Origin of the sequence: Nitrosomonas sp. Nm84 (genome assembly GCF_003201565.1) — a bacterium.
Taxonomy (GTDB): domain Bacteria; phylum Pseudomonadota; class Gammaproteobacteria; order Burkholderiales; family Nitrosomonadaceae; genus Nitrosomonas.
Window position 1 is genome coordinate 1 of sequence record NZ_QJJP01000034.1, and the last position, 19,534, is coordinate 19,534.

The 19,534-nt window shown below is 44.2% G+C and carries 20 protein-coding genes and 1 tRNA gene; 13 read left to right on the top strand and 8 right to left on the bottom strand.

Going from position 1 to position 19,534, the window contains the following annotated elements:
• Window positions 1-232 precede the first annotated feature (232 nt).
• On the top strand, window positions 233-1,447 hold the full coding sequence (locus C8R34_RS14215) for an ImmA/IrrE family metallo-endopeptidase (protein ID WP_110341698.1): 1,215 nt from the start codon (window positions 233-235) through the stop codon (window positions 1,445-1,447).
• Window positions 1,448-1,466: 19 nt separating this feature from the next.
• Here C8R34_RS14215 and C8R34_RS14220 read toward each other — a convergent pair whose 3' ends face one another.
• The 5 genes from C8R34_RS14220 to C8R34_RS14240 all read right to left on the bottom strand — a co-directional run bounded on the left by C8R34_RS14220 (window position 1,467) and on the right by C8R34_RS14240 (window position 6,110).
• Window positions 1,467-2,624: a Fic family protein gene (locus C8R34_RS14220; protein ID WP_110341700.1), complete on the bottom strand. Its 1,158-nt coding sequence runs from the start codon at window positions 2,622-2,624 to the stop codon at window positions 1,467-1,469.
• A 420-nt stretch (window positions 2,625-3,044) separates the two neighbouring features.
• Entirely contained in the window at window positions 3,045-4,286 is a 1,242-nt protein-coding gene (locus C8R34_RS14225) for an integrase arm-type DNA-binding domain-containing protein (RefSeq protein WP_110341702.1), read from the bottom strand.
• A 165-nt stretch (window positions 4,287-4,451) separates the two neighbouring features.
• Window positions 4,452-4,541: transfer RNA gene (locus C8R34_RS14230), tRNA-Ser, on the bottom strand.
• Between the two features lie 208 nt (window positions 4,542-4,749).
• Window positions 4,750-5,697 (bottom strand): alpha/beta fold hydrolase, encoded by a 948-nt coding sequence (locus C8R34_RS14235; protein ID WP_258364514.1) that lies wholly within the window; start codon window positions 5,695-5,697, stop codon window positions 4,750-4,752.
• A gap of 14 nt (window positions 5,698-5,711) precedes the next feature.
• Window positions 5,712-6,110, bottom strand: a complete 399-nt coding sequence (locus C8R34_RS14240; protein WP_110341706.1) for a hypothetical protein — start codon at window positions 6,108-6,110, stop codon at window positions 5,712-5,714.
• 142 nt (window positions 6,111-6,252) lie between these two features.
• Between C8R34_RS14240 and dapC the strand changes: the two genes are divergently transcribed.
• Entirely contained in the window at window positions 6,253-7,449 is a 1,197-nt protein-coding gene (gene dapC / locus C8R34_RS14245) for a succinyldiaminopimelate transaminase (RefSeq protein ID WP_110341708.1), read from the top strand.
• Between the two features lie 32 nt (window positions 7,450-7,481).
• Window positions 7,482-8,303, top strand: a complete 822-nt coding sequence (gene dapD, locus C8R34_RS14250) for a 2,3,4,5-tetrahydropyridine-2,6-dicarboxylate N-succinyltransferase (RefSeq protein ID WP_110341710.1) — start codon at window positions 7,482-7,484, stop codon at window positions 8,301-8,303.
• A 69-nt stretch (window positions 8,304-8,372) separates the two neighbouring features.
• Here the strand turns inward: dapD and C8R34_RS14255 are convergent, their stop codons facing one another.
• A complete protein-coding gene (locus tag C8R34_RS14255) occupies window positions 8,373-8,708 on the bottom strand; it encodes a BON domain-containing protein (RefSeq protein WP_110341712.1) in 336 nt (111 codons plus the stop codon).
• A gap of 145 nt (window positions 8,709-8,853) precedes the next feature.
• A complete protein-coding gene (gene miaA, locus C8R34_RS14260; protein ID WP_110341714.1) occupies window positions 8,854-9,807 on the bottom strand; it encodes a tRNA (adenosine(37)-N6)-dimethylallyltransferase MiaA in 954 nt (317 codons plus the stop codon).
• Between the two features lie 153 nt (window positions 9,808-9,960).
• On the opposite strand from miaA, the gene C8R34_RS14265 reads away from it, so the two are divergent.
• The 4 genes from C8R34_RS14265 to C8R34_RS14280 all read left to right on the top strand — a co-directional run bounded on the left by C8R34_RS14265 (window position 9,961) and on the right by C8R34_RS14280 (window position 13,247).
• Window positions 9,961-10,149 carry a twin transmembrane helix small protein gene (locus C8R34_RS14265; protein WP_110341716.1) on the top strand — a complete coding sequence of 63 codons (189 nt, stop codon included), beginning with the start codon at window positions 9,961-9,963 and terminating at the stop codon, window positions 10,147-10,149.
• Window positions 10,150-10,210: 61 nt separating this feature from the next.
• Window positions 10,211-11,422 (top strand): NAD(P)/FAD-dependent oxidoreductase, encoded by a 1,212-nt coding sequence (locus C8R34_RS14270; protein WP_110341738.1) that lies wholly within the window; start codon window positions 10,211-10,213, stop codon window positions 11,420-11,422.
• Window positions 11,423-11,435: 13 nt separating this feature from the next.
• Complete coding sequence (locus tag C8R34_RS14275; protein ID WP_110341718.1) at window positions 11,436-12,809, top strand: hypothetical protein; 1,374 nt, start codon at window positions 11,436-11,438, stop codon at window positions 12,807-12,809.
• Window positions 12,810-12,914: 105 nt separating this feature from the next.
• Complete coding sequence (locus C8R34_RS14280) at window positions 12,915-13,247, top strand: hypothetical protein (RefSeq protein WP_110341720.1); 333 nt, start codon at window positions 12,915-12,917, stop codon at window positions 13,245-13,247.
• 151 nt (window positions 13,248-13,398) lie between these two features.
• Here the strand turns inward: C8R34_RS14280 and ppa are convergent, their stop codons facing one another.
• The gene (gene ppa / locus C8R34_RS14285) at window positions 13,399-13,947 is read right to left on the bottom strand and encodes an inorganic diphosphatase (RefSeq protein ID WP_110341722.1); all 549 of its coding nucleotides are present in this window, start codon (window positions 13,945-13,947) and stop codon (window positions 13,399-13,401) included.
• A gap of 296 nt (window positions 13,948-14,243) precedes the next feature.
• Here ppa and C8R34_RS14290 point away from each other — a divergent pair, with 296 nt between their 5' ends.
• The 6 genes from C8R34_RS14290 to C8R34_RS14315 all read left to right on the top strand — a co-directional run bounded on the left by C8R34_RS14290 (window position 14,244) and on the right by C8R34_RS14315 (window position 19,468).
• Window positions 14,244-15,455 (top strand): alpha/beta fold hydrolase, encoded by a 1,212-nt coding sequence (locus tag C8R34_RS14290; protein ID WP_258364515.1) that lies wholly within the window; start codon window positions 14,244-14,246, stop codon window positions 15,453-15,455.
• Window positions 15,456-16,628: 1,173 nt separating this feature from the next.
• Window positions 16,629-16,892 carry a hypothetical protein gene (locus tag C8R34_RS14295; protein WP_110341726.1) on the top strand — a complete coding sequence of 88 codons (264 nt, stop codon included), beginning with the start codon at window positions 16,629-16,631 and terminating at the stop codon, window positions 16,890-16,892.
• 168 nt (window positions 16,893-17,060) lie between these two features.
• A complete protein-coding gene (locus C8R34_RS14300) occupies window positions 17,061-17,585 on the top strand; it encodes a sigma-70 family RNA polymerase sigma factor (RefSeq protein ID WP_258364516.1) in 525 nt (174 codons plus the stop codon).
• Between the two features lie 232 nt (window positions 17,586-17,817).
• On the top strand, window positions 17,818-18,033 hold the full coding sequence (locus tag C8R34_RS14305; protein WP_110341728.1) for an MbtH family protein: 216 nt from the start codon (window positions 17,818-17,820) through the stop codon (window positions 18,031-18,033).
• 12 nt (window positions 18,034-18,045) lie between these two features.
• Window positions 18,046-18,783 (top strand): thioesterase II family protein, encoded by a 738-nt coding sequence (locus C8R34_RS14310; RefSeq protein WP_110341730.1) that lies wholly within the window; start codon window positions 18,046-18,048, stop codon window positions 18,781-18,783.
• Window positions 18,761-19,468 (top strand): 4'-phosphopantetheinyl transferase superfamily protein, encoded by a 708-nt coding sequence (locus tag C8R34_RS14315; protein WP_110341732.1) that lies wholly within the window; start codon window positions 18,761-18,763, stop codon window positions 19,466-19,468. The genes C8R34_RS14310 and C8R34_RS14315 overlap by 23 nt, the downstream gene beginning before the upstream one ends.
• Window positions 19,469-19,534 lie beyond the last annotated feature (66 nt).

Consider the following 19,534-nt stretch of genomic DNA (forward strand, 5'->3'; position numbering starts at 1 on the left):
GCATCGTAAGAAGTGTATAAAAACCGATTAACCAACTATACCAGGTGGAAACTTTTCGACGCCGATTCCTGGAAAGTTTTCAATGCCGATTGACATAGCAATCTTAAAGGATGGCACTTATTTGAACCAATTAGTTCTATTTTGGCTGCATATCACCCTGCTCAGGAAATTGCAGTTCCAGATATGGCTTGGGTTAAATTAAAGAAACAGCTTGGTAAAGCTGAGGAATAAGATGCGTACTGGTGTAACTGGATTCCAACCTGAACGTTTATTGCAAGCAAGAATGTGTCGGGGATTGACACAAACAGCTCTCGCTATAGTTGTTGGCCGTTCTTCTGGAACAATATCTAAATGGGAAAGAGGCGATCAAATTCCAGAGTCAGAAGCACTTGAGCGTTTAGCGTCTTGTTTAGGAATACCGGCTTCTTGGTTTCTTAAGAAAATACCTGTTTATGGTGATCAAGTTTGTTTTTTTCGTAGCACCGCCTCAGTAACTAAAGAAGCACAATCAATCTCGGATATTCGGCTTAAATGGCTCAATGAATTAAGCATCACTTTGCAGCATTGGATTGACTGGCCACTGGTAAATATTCCGAGTCTCGATGATACTGATCACCGAAATATTTCTGATGCTGAGGTTGAGGGAGCCGCTTTAAAGGCTCGCAAAGAATGGAATCTAGGTTTAGGGCCTATATCGGATATTGTTTTGGTATTAGAAAATGCTGGTGTAATTTGTGTTCGCGAGGAACTCGGATTTACAAAGATGGATGGCACATCACGATGGTTTGCTACGGACAATCGACCCTATGTTTTTTTAGCCGCTGATAAAGCGAATGGTACCCGGAGTCGCTTTGATGCCGCTCATGAACTTGGGCACATTATTCTTCATAGGAATGTGAATGATCTTGAATTTTATAAGCGCTATCCTGAATTAGAACGCCAGGCAAATTTATTTGCTGGGGCATTTTTACTTCCAGCCGAATCGTTTGCTGCAGAAGTAATGCGCCCAAGCCTTGATACATTTATTACAATCAAATCACGTTGGAAAGTCTCTGTTGCAGCCATGATCATGCGCTGCAAACAGCTCGATATTATTGATGATGATTATGCAACAAGGCTATGGAAGAACTATAGCGCTAGAGGGTGGCGCAAAGGTGAGCCGCTTGATGATCAAATCGGATTTGAGCCAATACGCTTGCTACCACGCGCTATCAATTTACTCATGTCCGAAGGAGGATTGTCTAGAGATGCTGTCTTGTCCGCATTCGGACTCAACGCCAGCGATTGCGAAAGATTATGTGGGCTACCAAGCAGGTTTTTTACCCAACAAGATTCTGTATCACAGCTTAAAACGGTTCGATTAAAACACATTAATAAACAACACAATTTAGAAGTTAATGAAAGCCAAGGAAACATTATTCAATTCCCAACAAAACCTAATATATAACCCTTTCGTTTACTTAGCTTTATGCACCCCGCCCATTTTCCTTCCTGGCAGCTACTAATTGCCAAATAACTTCTTTATTCGCTCTAAATTCGCAGCTACCTTGTTTTACAAGCATTCCCATATCAACAAGCAAATTTAAATCGCTCAATACAGTGCGGCGTTGAATATTCGCATAATCCCGTGCAATCTCTGGGGTAGCTAGAACAATTTCATTTGTAGTGAAAGCCTTGTTATGAGGAATAAGTAACGCAAGATTACGCTGCCTATTAAATACTCTTTTATTTGTAATTTTTCGTTCTTTGAAAGCATCATAAACATATTTGCTCCAAGTAACCTCAAACTGACTTCTATGAATGATTTGTAGCGTTTCTTTCAATCCGTCCCTAAAACCTAGCAAAGCATATTCAATAAACGAAGTAAGATCACACTTATGTCTAGCGTAATCGAAATGTCGATAATATTCAGGGCGCGTTTGATTGTAATGATTAGATAAAATATGAGATGCTATATCTGGTAAGCCTCCTCTTAATAAAATATAGAATTCTAGAAGCCTACCTGTCCTTCCATTCCCGTCTCCAAATGGGTGTATCCATTCCATATTTATATGAGCCACCACAGCTTGAATAACAGTGTCCCCAAAGGATTGTCCATTTTCATAATGAAACTCAGAACGCAACCACTTGCAGTATTGATTTATTAAGTCAGGTACATCTCTATAATCTGGGCCTCTATATCCTCCCACAACACGACTATCAGACCTAAATCTGCCTGGCTCGGCATCGAAGTTTTCTCCTAGGCCACGACCTACCATTTCATGGAATCGACAAATTAGATCTGGGGTTATTAAATCGCTTCTATCGTCACTTACAACTTCATTCAAAAGAACGTTAAAGGCATTAATAATGTTCTTAACCTCATGTTCTTGATATTCTTTACTTGGAGGCAATCGAGATCCATCAAAAATTTTCTCAATCTCTTCTTCGGAAAGTGTATTACCTTCAATTGCAGTAGTCGCTTGCGCTCCTTTCACAAGTGCAACCTGAAGTAATTCAGATCGATGTTTTGGCAATATTGGTGTGTTACTAATCGCATCAACATATGCCTCACATTGCCCAAGTAGAGAATATGATTTGCTTGTTAGCTCCCAGATCTTTTTGAATTGCAAATGACGGAACATAATTAGATCCTATAGTTTATGCATAGAAATATGTAAAAACTATACCATGTTTCTGCACATCAATATATATACTTTTGTTTAAATGAAATTATTTGTATCTAATATTCATATGTTTTGCAACATAAACAATAGCAATAATAGAAACTATTTTCCCGCGATGGTAGAGCGGCAACAGGATAATTCCGCGCTGCATTTTCGCTCCGAATCGACCCGGAATATTTCAAAAGTAGGGCAATAACTAAGCAAAAAATCCCGGAATAACGGCTAAAAGTAGGGCGCGCCCTACTGCTTTAGGTGATGACTTTGAAAAAGTAGGGCGGCTGGAATCAAGCAATGATAGTGGTTTCAAGGATTCCGCCCTACTCGCCCTACTGAAAAATGAGGGGGTAGGAATAGAATTAATAATGAGGACATAAAAAATCAAACTGATTTACCGAATAACGGAATGACTTCAGCACCTTTTTCTAATGCTTCCAAATGGTCACTCCACCATGTCATTATTCTTTTCCGTTCCGGCAAATACTCAGCCCGGTTATATGCACCCCGTACTTCATTTTTCTCACCATGTGCTAATTGTCGCTCGATAGCATCAGGACTAAACAAGCCAGATTCATTCAGTGCAGTGGAGGCGACAGCCCGGAATCCGTGCCCAGTCATCTTGCCTTTATATCCCAGGCGGTACAATGCAAAAAGCAATGTGTTATTGCTGATTGGTTTATTTGGGTTGCGACCGGGCAGCAGGTAACGACTATCACCGGCAAGGGTTTTTAGTTCAGTCAGTATGTTCATTGCTTGGCGGGTGAGGGGGACTGCATGTTCCTTCCTCATCTTCATTCGCTCGCTGGGGACGATCCATAATGCATTGTTCAAATCAAACTCTGCCCATAATGCGCCAATGAGTTCATTCGTGCGTAAGAACGTCAAAGTCATTAACTGCAAAGCAAGCTGCGTCTGCCTGCTGCCTATGGTTTCATAGGTAGATATCGCTCTTAATAATTCTGGTAATTCTTCGGGTTTGACGGCTGCCTGATTTTTCTTCTTGTGAGATTTGAGAGCGCCACGTAAATCACCAGAAGGGTCACGTGTGCAGCGACCAGGCGCTTCGGTTGATAAACTGTAGCGGAATACCTGACCGCATACCCCAAGCACTCTATGCGCCAGATCATAAGAGCCACGCTGCTCAATGATGCGTATCATGTTGAGCAATTGCGGCGCTTCGATGATGCTGATGGGATACCTGCCAATATAAGGGAACACATTCATTTCAAGCCTACGTACCACGTCCTTGGCGTGACTTTTTACCCATCCATGAACTTGATTGCCATACCATTCACGGGCGACAGCTTCAAAACTATTCGCAGCAGCCTCTTTTGATTTTTGCTTATTGATCTGTCGATCATGGGATGGGTCAATATTGCTTGCAAGCTTGACACGTTCAGCTTGTGCAAGCTGCCTGGCTTGTTTTAATCCCACGACAGGATAGACACCTAGTGAAAGGGATTTTTCTTTGTCATGGATTTTGTAACGCAATCGCCAATACTTGCGTCCATCTTCATATACCCAAAGATAAAGTCCTTGGCCATCGTGAAGCTTACGTATTTTGCTATTTTCAGCAGTTGCATTCTTGCAGGCCAAGTCTGTCAGTAATTCTTTCAAAGCCATAATGTGGTAACTTTTGGTGTGGTAAAAATAGTTACTACACAACTTACCACATTTTTTTGCTGGCTTCTAGCGGATTATTTCGGATTGCTATGGAGTTAAATTTCTTGTTAAACAGCTTGTTTGTTGAGTTTCTTGGACTTCTCTGGATTTGTACGGACACAAAATTGGCGGAGGCGGTGAGATTCGAACTCACGGTAGAGTCACCCCTACGGCAGTTTTCAAGACTGCTGCCTTAAACCGCTCGGCCACACCTCCTTGCTGAAGGGCGAATAATACCTTTTAGTGCGCTTTTTGGCTAGCTATTACAAACTTTAATTGATGGTAAATAATTTTTTTGACTTTGCCGAGGGACTCTGCAAGCCGTATAAAGACGGCAGCCTCATATCCCGAATTTCAGCTGATTATGCCTAGATTGGCATAACTGATTACGTTTTATGCTGCTTGTTTTTGCAGCAAAATTATATCATTTGCCGTTTGGTGCAGGACGAGGCACTTCTGCATCTAGAAATTGCTGCAAGTGCGGTAATATGAGTGATGGTTTTTCTTCTTGAACCGCATGGCCAACATCACTGAGGACGACCAATCTTGAGTTGGGCAAATTCTTATGCAGACGCTCACCAATCGCCAGCGGGATAATTTCATCGTTCCTGCTCCATATAATCAAGGTGGGAATGGTCAGGTTGGCATAATTGTCCGAAAACTGTTGCAGATCGGTCGGCAGCATCTGCCGCGCGCTGGTTAGTGTGGCGTATTTTGCATTGGGTTTGTCCAGGTTGCCAGCGTAGTGGTCTATGGCATTTTGCGGAATCAGTGCATCATTGAAATACACTTTTTTCAGCAGACTCTTCACTTGCAGGGTGTTCGGGGTAGCGTAGATCACCAGTGGCCCCAGTATCGGAGTCGCCAATATCTCTATGAAATCCGGAAGATCCTGTGGGTAGGCGATGCTGTCTATCAATACCAGGCTTTTTTGTAGATGCGGATGCGACGTGGACAAATATATCGAAGTGACCAAGGCCACTCCGCCGCCGTATGAGTGTCCGACGATGTGGAGGTTGTGCAGATCGTTTTCGAGGATAAAATTTCTTACTAGCTTGGCCTGTTCATAAACGGAATATAAATCATCGCGTGGTTTGGGCGACTCACCAAAGCCTTTCAGATCAACGGTGATGACGCGGTATTTTCGGGCCAGCGGCTCAATGATATGCCGCCAACTATAGCTGCTGGCACCGAAGCCGTGGATGAGCAACACTGGATCGCCTTTCCCCGTGCTGCTGGACGCCAATTGCAGTTTATTTTCGTGGTCTGGATTACGATATTGTGACCAGCCCGGAATATTTTTATCCATGACTGCACAGCCACTCAGACTGAAAATCACAAACAGAAATACAAACGCAGGCGCTTTTTTCAAGAGATTCTTCATGATTAAAGAGATCGAATGAGCATGACCATATCAAATATACCGCCACCGGCAAAACCTAACACACCAAAAGCAGGAAGTAATGCGATAGCCCTGCAAGCTGTCTTCAAACGCTTGGCTTCCATATCGTCTGCAATCTTCATGTGAGGTGGAATGGATAAAATCACGTAACAGATCAGACCAAGAAAGATGATATTTCCGATGGTAAGCGGGAGGAGATTGGTGAGATAGATTTCTATCGGGCCAAGCGTTTTTTCAGCGCAATATCCGCAACTGTCGATCAGCGCAAACATCATGTCACGCCGAGCATTAATGATCTCAAAGAAACTCAGGGTAGTGTTGACAGCTCCCCATAAGGCAGCTAATAGTACAATGGGAAGGCCCAGTTTGTTGACGTCGTCCATGGCAATTCTCCTTTTCTCAGCAAAGTAGGATGCTTATACAAACAGGATTATTTCAGTTGGTCATTCTTCTCCGCCCGTTTTATAATCCGCACACAGCAACTAATCTAATTTTCCGGGCACTGTACACGGTATCTAATATGGTATGAATCCAAATTTAAATCAACTGCAGCCTTATCCATTTCAGAAGTTGCACCAATTGTTCGAAGGGGTGACGCGCAATACTGCGTTTAATCCGATCGAATTACAGATTGGTGAGCCCAAGCACGCAACGCCTGATTTTATTCGCCAGGCGATAATAGATAATCTGGGTGGCTTGTCCACGTATCCGACGACGCTGGGGACATCTACGTTGCGCAATAGTATCGCGGCATGGATAAAACAGCGTTTCAACTTGCCGGAAATCAATCCGGAAACGGAAGTCATTCCCGTCAACGGTAGTCGTGAAGCGTTATTTTCGTTTGCGCAGGCGGTGGTGGATACCCGTGTCGACCACCCTGTTGTCGTTTGTCCCAATCCGTTTTATCAGATTTATGAGGGGGCTGCGCTATTGGCAGGAGCCATGCCGTATTTTATCAACACCTTACCGGATGATCGCTTTAAGCTGGATTTTTCACAGTTGAGCGATGATGTATGGTCACGCACGCAATTGATTTATGTGTGCTCGCCGAATAATCCTACCGGTGGCGTGATGACGCTGCAGGAGTGGCGGGAGTTGTTTGCGTTGTCGGATCGCTATGGTTTTGTGGTGGCTGCGGATGAATGTTATTCGGAAATTTATTTTGATGAAGCTAACCCTCCGTTAGGGGCGCTGGATGCCGCGCAGCAACTGGGTCGTTCCGGTTTTCCGCGTTTAGTGGTATTTAATAGCTTGTCAAAACGCTCCAATGTGCCGGGATTGCGTTCCGGTTTTGCAGCGGGAGATGCCGTGCTACTGAAGAAATTCCTGTTATATCGTACGTATCATGGTTCCGCAATGAATCCCGTCGCTCAAGCTGCGAGTGCTGTGGCCTGGAATGATGCAGCCCACGTGGTGCAGAATCGCCGCTTGTATGCACAGAAATTCTCTGATGCGGTCGCGTTGTTGTCGGGTGTGACAGCGGTACAGATGCCGGATGCGGGTTTTTATTTATGGCTTAAAACACCCATTAGCGATACCGAATTCACCAAACGGTTATATCAAGATTATAATGTGACAGTGCTGCCGGGCAGCTATCTGGCACGCGATGCGCATGGCATCAACCCGGGGAAGAATTATGTGCGGATTGCGCTGGTTGCTTCACCACAGGAGTGTATCGAAGCGATGAACAGAATTAAGAACCTGATGACTCATCTGGGTTGAGCTGGGCTGAATTTAAATTATTAGGAAAAAATATGAATAAATTGAGAACCACCATTGAAGAAGCTTTTGATCGCCGTGCAGACATTACGCCGCGCAATGTTGATGCCAGTTTGAAGGAGTCCGTCGCGCAGGTTCTTACCATGTTGGATAGTGGTAAATTACGTGTGGCCGAGAAAATCGATGGTGATTGGGTGACGCACCAATGGATCAAAAAAGCCGTATTGCTGTCATTTCGGATCGAAGACAACAGCTTTATCAAGGGCGGTTTTTCCAATTATTTTGATAAAGTGCCATCAAAATTCGCTGATTACAGCTCTCGTGATTTTCGTGATGGCGGTTTCCGCGTGGTGCCGCCTGCAGCCGTACGTAAGGGTTCATTTATTGCCAACAATGTAGTGTTGATGCCGTCTTATGTCAATATTGGCGCGTATGTCGATGAGGGCACGATGGTCGATACTTGGGCGACGGTAGGATCGTGTGCGCAAATCGGCAAGAATGTGCATTTATCCGGTGGTGTAGGGATTGGCGGCGTACTTGAGCCGGTACAGGCGAATCCGACGATTATTGAGGATAACTGTTTTATCGGTGCGCGTTCAGAAGTTGTGGAAGGTGTCATCGTCGGTGAGAATTCAGTGATTTCGATGGGTGTTTATATTGGTCAAAGCACAAAAATTTATAACCGCGAAACCGGAGAAGTCAGCTATGGTCGTATCCCACCGGGCTCGGTTGTCGTATCAGGTAATTTGCCGGCTGAGAATGGCAAATACAGTTTGTATTGCGCGGTAATTGTCAAACAAGTGGATGCCAAAACCCGGTCAAAAACAGGCATTAACGAGTTGCTGCGTGGTATCTGATCGATTGTGAGCGCGATAAATAAAAAATCCCCGAAATGGGGATTTTTTATTTGGGGTGATGAGGTTTAATTAATTTTTAACGATCTGGTTATCCACTTTCTTCACACCGTCCACGATCCAAGTATGCATATTGACGCGGGTCAGTTGATCATCATTCTTAACCGTGCCGCTCAGGACGACATTGCCATCGTTAACCTTGATGTCGATTTTGGTGCCTTGTAAAACTGGATCCGACTGTACCGCAGAGGCGATGCGCGCAAAAATAGTCGAATCATCATAGACCGGTGCAGAAGGTGGCGGAACCCAGGATTTATGTGTTCTCTCAGCATAATTTTCGCAGCCGATCAGCATCAGCGCAGTCATGAATAGCATGACTAAAGTAAATAATTTATAACGAATTCGCATGGCATTTCTTCCCTATCAATGTTTTTCTAATGAAGCTAATTATTGCAACATAATCTGTCATTTGATTACATCTGTTAGCTCTGGTTCTTGTTTTGTGAGGTGTTTTGAATCATAACCCTACCAATGGGATATAGACAAGTCAGATTCAAAACATAGTTTTTTGTAAAGAGCATTGTACCTGCGCGGTCAAATCATCCGCCAAGCAATCAAATTCTCGTACGGCATCAGTTTTCATGTGGCGTAGCCAGGTCAGTTGCCGTTTGGCCAATTGACGGGTGGCGGCAATTCCCATGTCGTGCAATTCAGTCGCATTGATTTTGTCATCCAGATAAAGACAGGTCTGCCGGTAACCGACGCAGCGCATCGACGGCGATTCGATGTTGAGCGTGGGAAACTGCTGGCGGATGGACTGTACTTCATCGATTAATCCGCAATTCAGCATGGATTCAAAGCGCGCGGCGATGCGTTGATGCAACTGACTGCGTTCATTGGGAATGAGTGCAATGTTTATGGCGCGGTAAGGAAATTCCGCTTGTCTGGGAGTTTTTAGAAGCGTCGACATCGGTTGTTGTGTCAGATAACACACTTCCAGAGCACGTTGAATACGCTGACTATCCGTCGGTTTGATGCGCGCTGCGGTTTCCTGATCTAAGGCTTCGAGTTTCTGATGCATAGCCGGCCAACCCAGTTGTTCGGCCGTATCTTCCAGCATCCGGCGAAGATCCTGATCCGCTGGCGGTAATGCCGACAATCCCTGTTGCAGTGCCCGGAAATAAAGCATGGTGCCACCGACCAATAGTGGAATCTTATTGCGTTGGGTAATTTCCTCCATGACATTCAGTGCATCATTGCGAAATTGCGCTGCCGAATACTGCTCGTTGGGATCAAGAAGATTAATCAGATGGTGAGGCGTGCGGAATAACGTTGCCTGATCGGGCTTGGCCGTTCCGATATTCATATAGCGATAAACCTGAGCAGAATCAACGCTGATGATTTCAACCGGAAAATGCGCCGCGATATCCAAAGCGACTCGGCTTTTGCCGCTCGCGGTGGGGCCCATTAAAAAAATAGCGGGTGGTAAGTGCGTGAGATGTTGCATGATGCAATGATAAGTGAATGTTAGAAAGTATTGTATTAACAATGGCTAAATCAATTCTGCGCACTATGAGAATTTTATGATGAAATAGTCATTGGACAATCGGAGAAACTCGGCTAAACTTCGGCAAATCCAACTTCTCGTAGGAATAAGACATTGAAAATCTTTGCAGCCGCATTATTTCTGATCATATTATATAGCTTAGGCTCAGCACTATATTACATGTACAAAGATAAAGGCCAATCGACCCGCATGGTCAGGTCCTTGAGCATCCGTATCGGTTTGTCGCTTTTTCTGTTTATTGTCATGATGATATCATATCGTTTGGACATGGTAACCGACTAGAATACGCACTGCTATTAAACAATAATAACTGTATGCGGCGCGATCAACATTCTTGAAAAGAATATCGAAAGATGTCGCCATCATTGGGGCCGGTGCTGCAGGGATGATGTGTGCGATTGAAGCGGGTAAACGGGGGCGCGATGTATTGCTGGTGGATCATGCGCACAAACTGGCGGAGAAAATACGCATTTCCGGCGGCGGTCGTTGTAACTTTACCAATCGTTATGCCAAGGCGGAGAACTTTCTTTCCAATAATCCGCATTTTTGTCGTTCCGCGTTGGCTCGTTTTACCCCTCAGGATTTTGTCGCGTTGATTGAGAAGCATGATATTCGCTATCATGAGAAAAAATCAGGGCAATTGTTTTGCGATGACAGTTCACAGCAAGTCATTGAGATGCTGCAGCGCGAATGCGAAATTGCCGGCGTGGACTGGCAGATGCCCTCCCAAGTGAAGCAGGTTGAATATTTATCCGCGGATCATGCATCGCAACATGCTGGACGGAAATTCATGCTGACCACAGAGCGCAATACCATCATGGCAAGTTCATTAGTGATTGCCACCGGTGGTTTGTCGATTCCACAAATTGGCGCCAGTGCATTGGGTTATCAAATTGCCAACCAATTTGGCATCGGCGTGGCGCCTTTGCGCCCGGGGTTGGTCGGTTTAACATTTGCTGCCGAGGATTTTACTGCTTTCAAGGATATTTCCGGGGTGGCAATCGATGCTGAAGTCAGTTGCGCAGATGCTGTCTTTCGTGAAAGTCTATTATTTACCCACCGTGGTTTAAGTGGCCCGGCGATTTTGCAGATTTCTTCCTACTGGAGACCGGGTGAATCGCTGTATGTCAATTTGTTGCCACAGCAGGATGCATGGCAGATGCTCTTAGCGCATAAACAAAGCACAACCATGTTACCCAATCTACTGACGCGTTATTTGCCTAAACGTTTTGTGCAAGCCTGGTGTACAGTAATGCTGATGCAACTGGCCATGACGGCAAAGCCCATGAATCAATATCGTGACGGCGAATTACGCCAGATTGCCGATAAGCTTCACAATTGGCAAATCGTTCCCAGCGGCACCGTCGGTTATAAGAAAGCGGAAGTGACGCTGGGAGGGGTGGATACGCATGAATTATCATCCAAAACGATGGAATCCAAACGTATACCGGGCTTGTATTTCATCGGGGAAGTGGTTGACGTCACCGGTCATCTGGGCGGATTTAATTTTCAGTGGGCTTGGTCATCGGGCTATGCAGCGGGGCGAGTGGTTTAAATGACATTACACAATGCACTTTAATCGCCTTTACCCTATCCATGCAATTTCACTGACATTAATGGCATTGCTATTGGTTGCGCCAACCGCAGCAGGGGTGTTCGAATTTGCCGGCGGGACTAACAGTGTCGATGTGATCACTCATCCAACAGGTTATGATGGGACGGGAAGAAAACTGATCGTAACGGTGGGTATTTCACCTGCATCTGCGCATGCGGGCGACATGGAGATACCGGTACAGAATGCCATCAATACCTGGAACCGGTTGGTACCTACGATAGCCAATGTCATGACCACAGGAAGCAATGTGCCGAGTGATCATTTTGATTTTGAATCGGTTGCTTTGCATGAATTGGGACATTGCATGGGTCTTGCACACCCCAATTTGGCGTCGGAATCAGGTCTCGCCGGCAGTGATAAAAACTATACGGCTGCTACCAGGGGCGATAACAATGTATTCGATTTAGATCGCGGTGCTGATGGCATTATCGGCTCCAGCGATGATATTCGTGGTGATGATGTCAATTTGCATTGGTTCTTCAAAGGGGTTAATAATCCTTTTTTGCTACCGGAGGTGATTGATAAAACAACCTATAGTCGAGATCTCAACGATCTTCCAGCAGGTCACCGATACGCTGTCAATGGTGATCGTGATGTTTCCAAGCTGTTCAATATCGAGAAAACTGAAGTGGTCATGCAACAAGGCATTCAAGCGGGCGAGTCGCAGCGTGCGCTAGCCGCTGATGATGTGGCGACGCTGCGTTTGGGTATGAGCGGTGTTGATATGATAGCGGGAACACCCGATGATTATACCGTTGAATTGCAGTACCTAGGGATTACTGAGAACGCCCATATCGTTTTGGCTCTTGATGACAAAGTAGATTTGTCGGTCTGTAAAATTGTTGGCAATCATATCAATAATGATGAGAATCATATTGCCATTCAATCCGGTGAGATTTCATTCAATCCTGGTATTTTGTGGTTCTTTAATCAAGAGCTAACTGTCGCTCAATCCATTCCTTATGTCGCGATATCTGTCAATGATAGAGCGGACTCAACGCTATTAAGGCAGGGTGACAATCTGGTATTGCGCGTTGCGCTTGATCCTGGCGTCAGAAACGGAAATTTGGCAGATTACTGGGTGAAGGCAATGACGCCAATGGGAACTTTCTGGCTCAATGATCAATTACAATTCATCGCATCGGATACACCGATCAGTGTTTATGGTGGCGCTTTGATGAATATCCCATCATTTACATTTTTTGACAGCACCACGCAAGATTTACCGTTGGGCACCTATTCCGTTACTTTCGCGGTGGATGATAATAGGGACCAGATTTATAACGCTACGTTTAAACATGCGGTTATTTTTACGATCAGCCCATAACTGATCGACTAATTATGTCATTTATAAGGGTTTATTATGCTTTGTCCAAAGTGTGGCACGGAAAACACAGATCAAGCAGAATCTTGCATCCATTGTCACGAGAATTTGTTAACTAAACCATACGTTAGTGCGGATACCAATCAACAGAAAAATAATGAGCAAACCATTCAAAGTGAAACTCAAGCATCGGATACTTCAACGGTGAGCGCGCAGAAGCCAGCACATGCAGCGGATAAAGAAAAACCGGCGGTTTCAATGGGAGTCAACATTGCCATTATTATCGGCACGATCATTTTCCCGGTCGTAGGTGTAGCCATGGGATACACCTATCTCAAAAAGGATCATCCCGATGCAAGGAAAGCAGGGCGAAATTGGTTAGTACTTGGATTGATTGTGTTTCTAGTGGAGATCGTATTAATCAATTGGATGAAGAAATAGCTGATAGGTCAGCATAATCGGATGGTTGGTTATTGCAATTAACTGGTAGACTGCCTCGAACGTTTTCAAGGCAGTCGATACTGGTCAAAAACAGGCGAGAAAATGTGGCTTATGCGTAATAAACGAGCATTTTTGACCTGTTAGTTTTCTGCTAGAACATTGGTTTATTGATGGTTGAATTAAAGCGTTGTATGCCAGCGAGGATCTCCGATTTTGCTGATTCAACGCCATTCCACCCTTGAATCTTGACCCACTTGCCTTCTTCCAAGTCTTTGTAATGCGCAAAGAAATGTGCAATTTGAGAACGAGTCAGTTGCGGTAAGTCCTCGCAAGACTCAATATCCTGATAAAGATTGCATAATTTGTTGATGGGCACTGCCAGCAATTTCGCATCCTCTCCTGCTTCATCAGACATTCTCAGCATCCCGAGAGGGCGGCAACGTACCACAACGCCGGTGATCAGCGGTACTGGCGATATCACCAAAACATCCACAGGATCACCATCGTCCGATAAGGTATGAGGGATATAGCCATAGTTACAGGGATAATGCATGCAAGTTGACATGAAACGATCCACAAACATGGCACCGGTTTCTTTATCGACTTCATATTTGATGGGATCCGCATTCATCGGAATTTCGATAATGACATTAAAGTCGTTCGGAATATCAGTTCCGGAGCCAACACGATCAAGATTCATTTTTCTCCAGCTATAGATTAAGGGTTCTATAGTATAACGGTAAGCATTCATCAGTGTCTCGGAAAAATAATCGTATCATCGCGATGACGAGAATTTGACGATGCTGTAAGTCACTAAACAAAACTTAACAGTTGGAATTTTTGCTTTAGCAGCTGTTTTGTTGTGTGCACTGTCGTACAGACTGTGTTTAATTTTATGGTTATCTTATTTCTTTACTTGGGTGGGGGAATACTATGAACAGTCTACAGCGCAGAAGCGATTCCTTGCTAGTGCATGCACTAGGAGCAATATTTTTAATGACGATTTGCAACACAGCAGCAGCCATTGACTCCTCGGTGAGAGAGGATACTGCAACGCCATCTAATGTAGAGTGCTTGCTGAACTGGGCACAAACTTTCTACCCTAATCTGTTTTCACCGTTGATGTCAGGTGTGCAATTATCTGCGCCCTATACCTATCGCTATTACTCCGACACCAATGCTTATGTGGGCGTTTCCTCTGCCGACAACCATGTGTATTATCAGGGGCCGAGCGATGTCTCACCCAAGGATATAGGCGATTTATCCGCTTTGCTGAAAGAAGCGGGGTGTGGAGCGAGGCCGTATCCCGTCATCTTTATTCATGGTTTGGCCTCTTCCGCAGACACATGGGCATCCTATCGAGACTATCTAATACATAATGCTGGCTGGGTATTCGGCGGAATACCTACTTACAATCCGGATACAAAAACAGTTAATATGAACTGCCCGACAGACCCAAACCTAGTTACTGGGTGTACGGGTAACGCTGGCGACTTCTACACATTAAATTTCTCTGATAATCAGGGGTTATTTCTTGATGTTCTGGGAAGTGAGCTGGCAGAAATCATTCAGGCAGTTTTAGATAAAAACCCCGGCGCAACAAAGGTTCTTCTGATTGGCCATAGCTTAGGTGGTCTTGCTGCAAGAGAATATCTGCAAGGATTAGCGCGCGTGTTCGATGCAACAACGACAATTCCATATCGGGAAGATGTTGCGAAACTCATCACTATTGGGACTCCACATCAAGGGAGTTTTTGGGCCGAGGCATGTCACGTTAACCTCGATATTTTCGACCTTTTCAACAAGGTCGGTATTTGCGATCTTTTGCCTGGGGGTATCGACTCGAACAGTGTTGCAATCAAGGATTTACAGCCCAACAGCTCGGCTCTGAATGCACTTAATGACGTGGCCACTCATCCCCTTCCAACCAATGTATCGTATATTTCGATCATTGGAACGGGGCAACCTACTTTATCCAGCTTGGTTGATTTTCAAGCAGGAGATGGGATCATATCAGATATCTCGCAGAACTTGGCAACGGTAACCGGGGACCTTCCTCTGCAACAGAAATCAACCACGATAGATATTCTTTTCCGAGAATGTGGTAATCAAATAAAAGTACCTGTCGTTGAGAATGTCGGCCAAACTCACTCATGTGAGACAACTGATATTAACGTAGGGGCAGAAATTTTGAGAAATTTACAGTAAGTAGCAGTACGGTAACTTGAACTTCTGGAGCATGTCGCAGAAATTGACAAACCAAGTGATGAGCTATTCTCTTTAGGAAAAGTGAAAGACTTCACGATAGGCGGATTCAAATTCGAAGTACAACTTTTGATGGTTGCGTGTGGAACTTGCCGACGATCCAGGGGAGTATAAATAATTTTGTGTAAGTGCTCATTTATTATGCATAAACTGCGCTTTCTCGCCAACAGGAAGAGTCAGTTAATGCGGTTTGACCTAACACTAAAAGCCTCCGGAAAAACCGGGGTGATTCAACACTCATAATCAGTACGAAAATTTATCCACAAAATCTGTGGATAAAGCTGTAAATGGATGTGCTACTTACGATTCTATCAGGATTTATGAAGTGTCTCTATTTACAAAGTAAATGACAATCATTATCATTAAGGTTGAAATGATATATAAAAAGCGCCAGATTTTGTCATGAAATATCTTTGCTCACATAGAAATATTATGTATGAGCAGAGATATATGTAATAGCAGAATGATCTGCATATTCTTCATCGCAAGAAAGCGCATCGTAGCCAGCCAACAAAGTTTCTATCTCTCTTGTCAGCCAGCCATCACTTCATGATTAGGAGATGGCTCTATGCGTGCAAGGAAGGAATTAGTAGAAGATGGAAGTTACCGCTTGTCATGGGTTCCGAATCTGTGCTCGGCATCGATACTATTTGCGGTATGTGGTACTCAATCTAGCACTACAAAATTATCTGTCACTGAGTGCTCAATTATTGAATTCCCAACTAGCTTTAGTTTGGTTGAATTCAAACTTCGCTACGATTGCAAAGAACCCAAGTGCAGCAATGACTTTGAAACTTATGACGCTGGGAATTGCCACGCCATCTCACCTTACAGCAGGCTACACAAGCAAGACAATATCAGCATCACTCTTCTAAAAGATCCCATAACCGGCGTACTTGTGTGTGAGTTTTGGTGTATCAAATACCGGCGCTTCGCTGGGTATGATTTTTTTCCTACGTTAGCGTATCGGCCTGTACTAGCATTTCCAGTTGTGAACAACCTATTACCGATTAGTTGAATTGGTGGGTTTTGCCCAGCGATATCATTTTAACGTATCGCTAAACGGTGTTTCTTCTCTGCTTATCGAAGTAATGGATCACATCGCTACGCGGAATAGTGTTTCTGAAGCCATACAAAAAGCACCTCGACTTAAAGTATCAAATCTCCTTGGTAGGTTTTAAGTCAGCCAAAACAGATACTGAAGCTCTCAATTTGTGGAAAAAATGTTTTGTACACGGGGATATTGCAGGTGCTTTATGGGCTGTACTGACCAAAGGAAATGGTATTTCCAGTTTTGCCTCAGCACTTACCCAAATATCATCAGGTCAAGTGAATTTGAAAGATGATGTTATCGAGCGATTGAAGGAGGTGGCGGATTAGCTATTGATTTGTTTATATAAATTTAATGCATGACTGTCAGACGAAGTTGGTGGTTAGGTGTTCATGGGCCATAAGCATCTGAAGGCAAATTATGGGTAGGTGTGACATGTTGCAGCGATATATCAAGTAAATATTTTAAAAAATAATTATCAATAAATTATAAATATCATGATGGTGCCTGTAGAAAAGTGGACTCAAGAACTCAATACATTGTTCATTATTAATCGCATGCAATTGCGTCGAGCTGCATACAAGATCTTAGGAGATTGGGATATTTCAGATGATATCGTACAAGATGCTTATATTAAAGTAACCGAAGTGTCGGCCACGCAGAATATAAAGCAACCGTTGGCTTACCTATTTCAAATCGTACGTAACTTAGCTATTGACCACTACCGACGAGGTATATTTGAAACAGAACTGTTTGGAACAGAGGAGGAAGGATTATACGTCCAGACTTTGACAGAAATGCCTGAAGCTAATGCAATCAATCGTCAGCATCTAGCGCTGGTGGTAAAAGCATTAGCTGAGCTCCCTGAACGTACAAAGCGGGTTTTTATGCTTTATCGAATAGAGGGGTATACACATCGAATGATTGCAGATGAACTGAATATCTCTACCTCATTAGCAAACATCCTTATTCATGAGGCAACGGACCATTGTAGAAGTGCTTTTTTGAAAAAGATGGATTAAGTAAGTCTACTGAGTGTTGATTACTGGCTGGGGTTAACTGCTGCAGCTGCGCTGAATCCACTTTGAGGTATGGAGAAAAGTAATCAGTAATATTCCCCAAGAGAAGAGTCATCTACAATTTTTTTGCTGTTTTTTTGTATTCTTCATAAGCCGATTCGTCTACTCTGAATAAGAAGCATTCTTATTAAAGAGAATTCAAAACTTATTACCCTGTAAATTTGAGGTGTTGACTATGACGAGTTGCTTTGATCGTGAAGATGGCGTGTTTCGTGTGTTGGTTAATCATGAAGAGCAATACTCTATTTGGCCGGAGTGGAAAGCTGTTCCGGGTGGCTGGAAAGATACCGGTGTGTTAGGCGACAAGAAAACCTGCCTGGATCATATCGAGAAAGTATGGACAGATATGCGTCCACTCAGCTTGAGACGATTCATGGACAATCACGTTTAGTACGCTGCAGCGATGCAAAAACCCTTAACACTTTTTTGTTTGCCATGTGCAGGTGCAAGTGCAACGATGTATCTACGCTGGCGACGCTTATTGCCTTCCTGGATAACAGTGGAACCGATTGAATTACCAGGTCGTGGCAGTCGAATGGATGAGCTTCCCACAGAAAGTTACGCGGCACTGACACAAAGTCTGTGCGATGAGCTTGTACCCACACTGCCCGAACGATATGTTCTTTTTGGGCACAGCATGGGCGCCTTGCTTGCTTATGGTGTCGCTCAGGGTTTATGCACTCGTCGATCATCCATGCCTATAGCACTGTTGGTATCGGGCTGTGCGGCGCCAAGTCGTCAAGATAGTCAGCGTTACCACAATATGCAGAGCGATGCCGCATTAATAGCGGATTTAAGTAGACAGGGCGGTACGCCAGAAGAAGTGTTTGGGAACCAGGAATTGCTGAGAATGACACTGGATTTATTGCGGGTGGATTATCGTGTTTGTGGAAGTTTTGAATACGCTCAATTACCACCTTTGCCAATTCCAATTCACAGCTTTGGTGGGCGTGCGGATGAGATTAGTGCCACAAGGTTAAATGACTGGCGATTGGAAAGTACGCAAGCATTCACGTTGGATTGGTTTGATGGAGGGCATTTTTTTCTTCGTCAGTCTGAAGACTGGTTTATGTTTGTGTTGAAAAAACGTTTGATGGAAAGTCGGATTGAGGTGCTCAGTGCAACGCTTGCATCTGCCTAGAACCGTGCCTGCTGGCATTGAGGTTTGGTTACTCAAATTTGATTTTCACTCAACGCAACTCATGGATGATTGGCTGTTACTGAGTATGGACGAGCAGATGCGTACACAGCGCTTTCACCAACACGAAGATCGGATTCGCAGCATTGTGACACGAGCGGCATTGCGTCGTCTGCTGGCAGAACGTGTGATGTCATCACCTCATGACATTCAGATTGAATTAGACAAGTTTGGTAAACCTCGACTATCAGCTTTTTACGGTGTCGAGTTTAATGTTTCCCACGCAGGCGATTTTGCATTGATTGCATTATCTATCCGAGGAGAAATTGGAGTTGATATTGAATATCGTCATAGAGATGTCAGTAATCTGTGTACTCATGTACTTTCCCCAGTGGAGCGTGTTCGGAGAGTCTGGTCAAATAGAAATTTCATTGATCTCTGGGTAGCCAAGGAATCTGTATTGAAGGCGCTAGGGTTCGGCGTTGCCGAATATCTGCAAGCCATTACGGTGTTACCTGATCATGACGGAAGTTACCATGTGATGCATGATCAAACCGAATGGGCAGAAGTTAAAGCGTGGTCGATTGATGCACCCATTCACTATGTGGCGGCACTGGCATTGACAAAACATCGCAAGCTGGAGGTAGAACGCCACCCCTTCCTATCTTGTGTTTCCAAATGTACCTGATCCAAATGAGAATTATATACAGAAGTAATGAAACACGAACTTCACGTTCGGATTGTAGAGAATTTA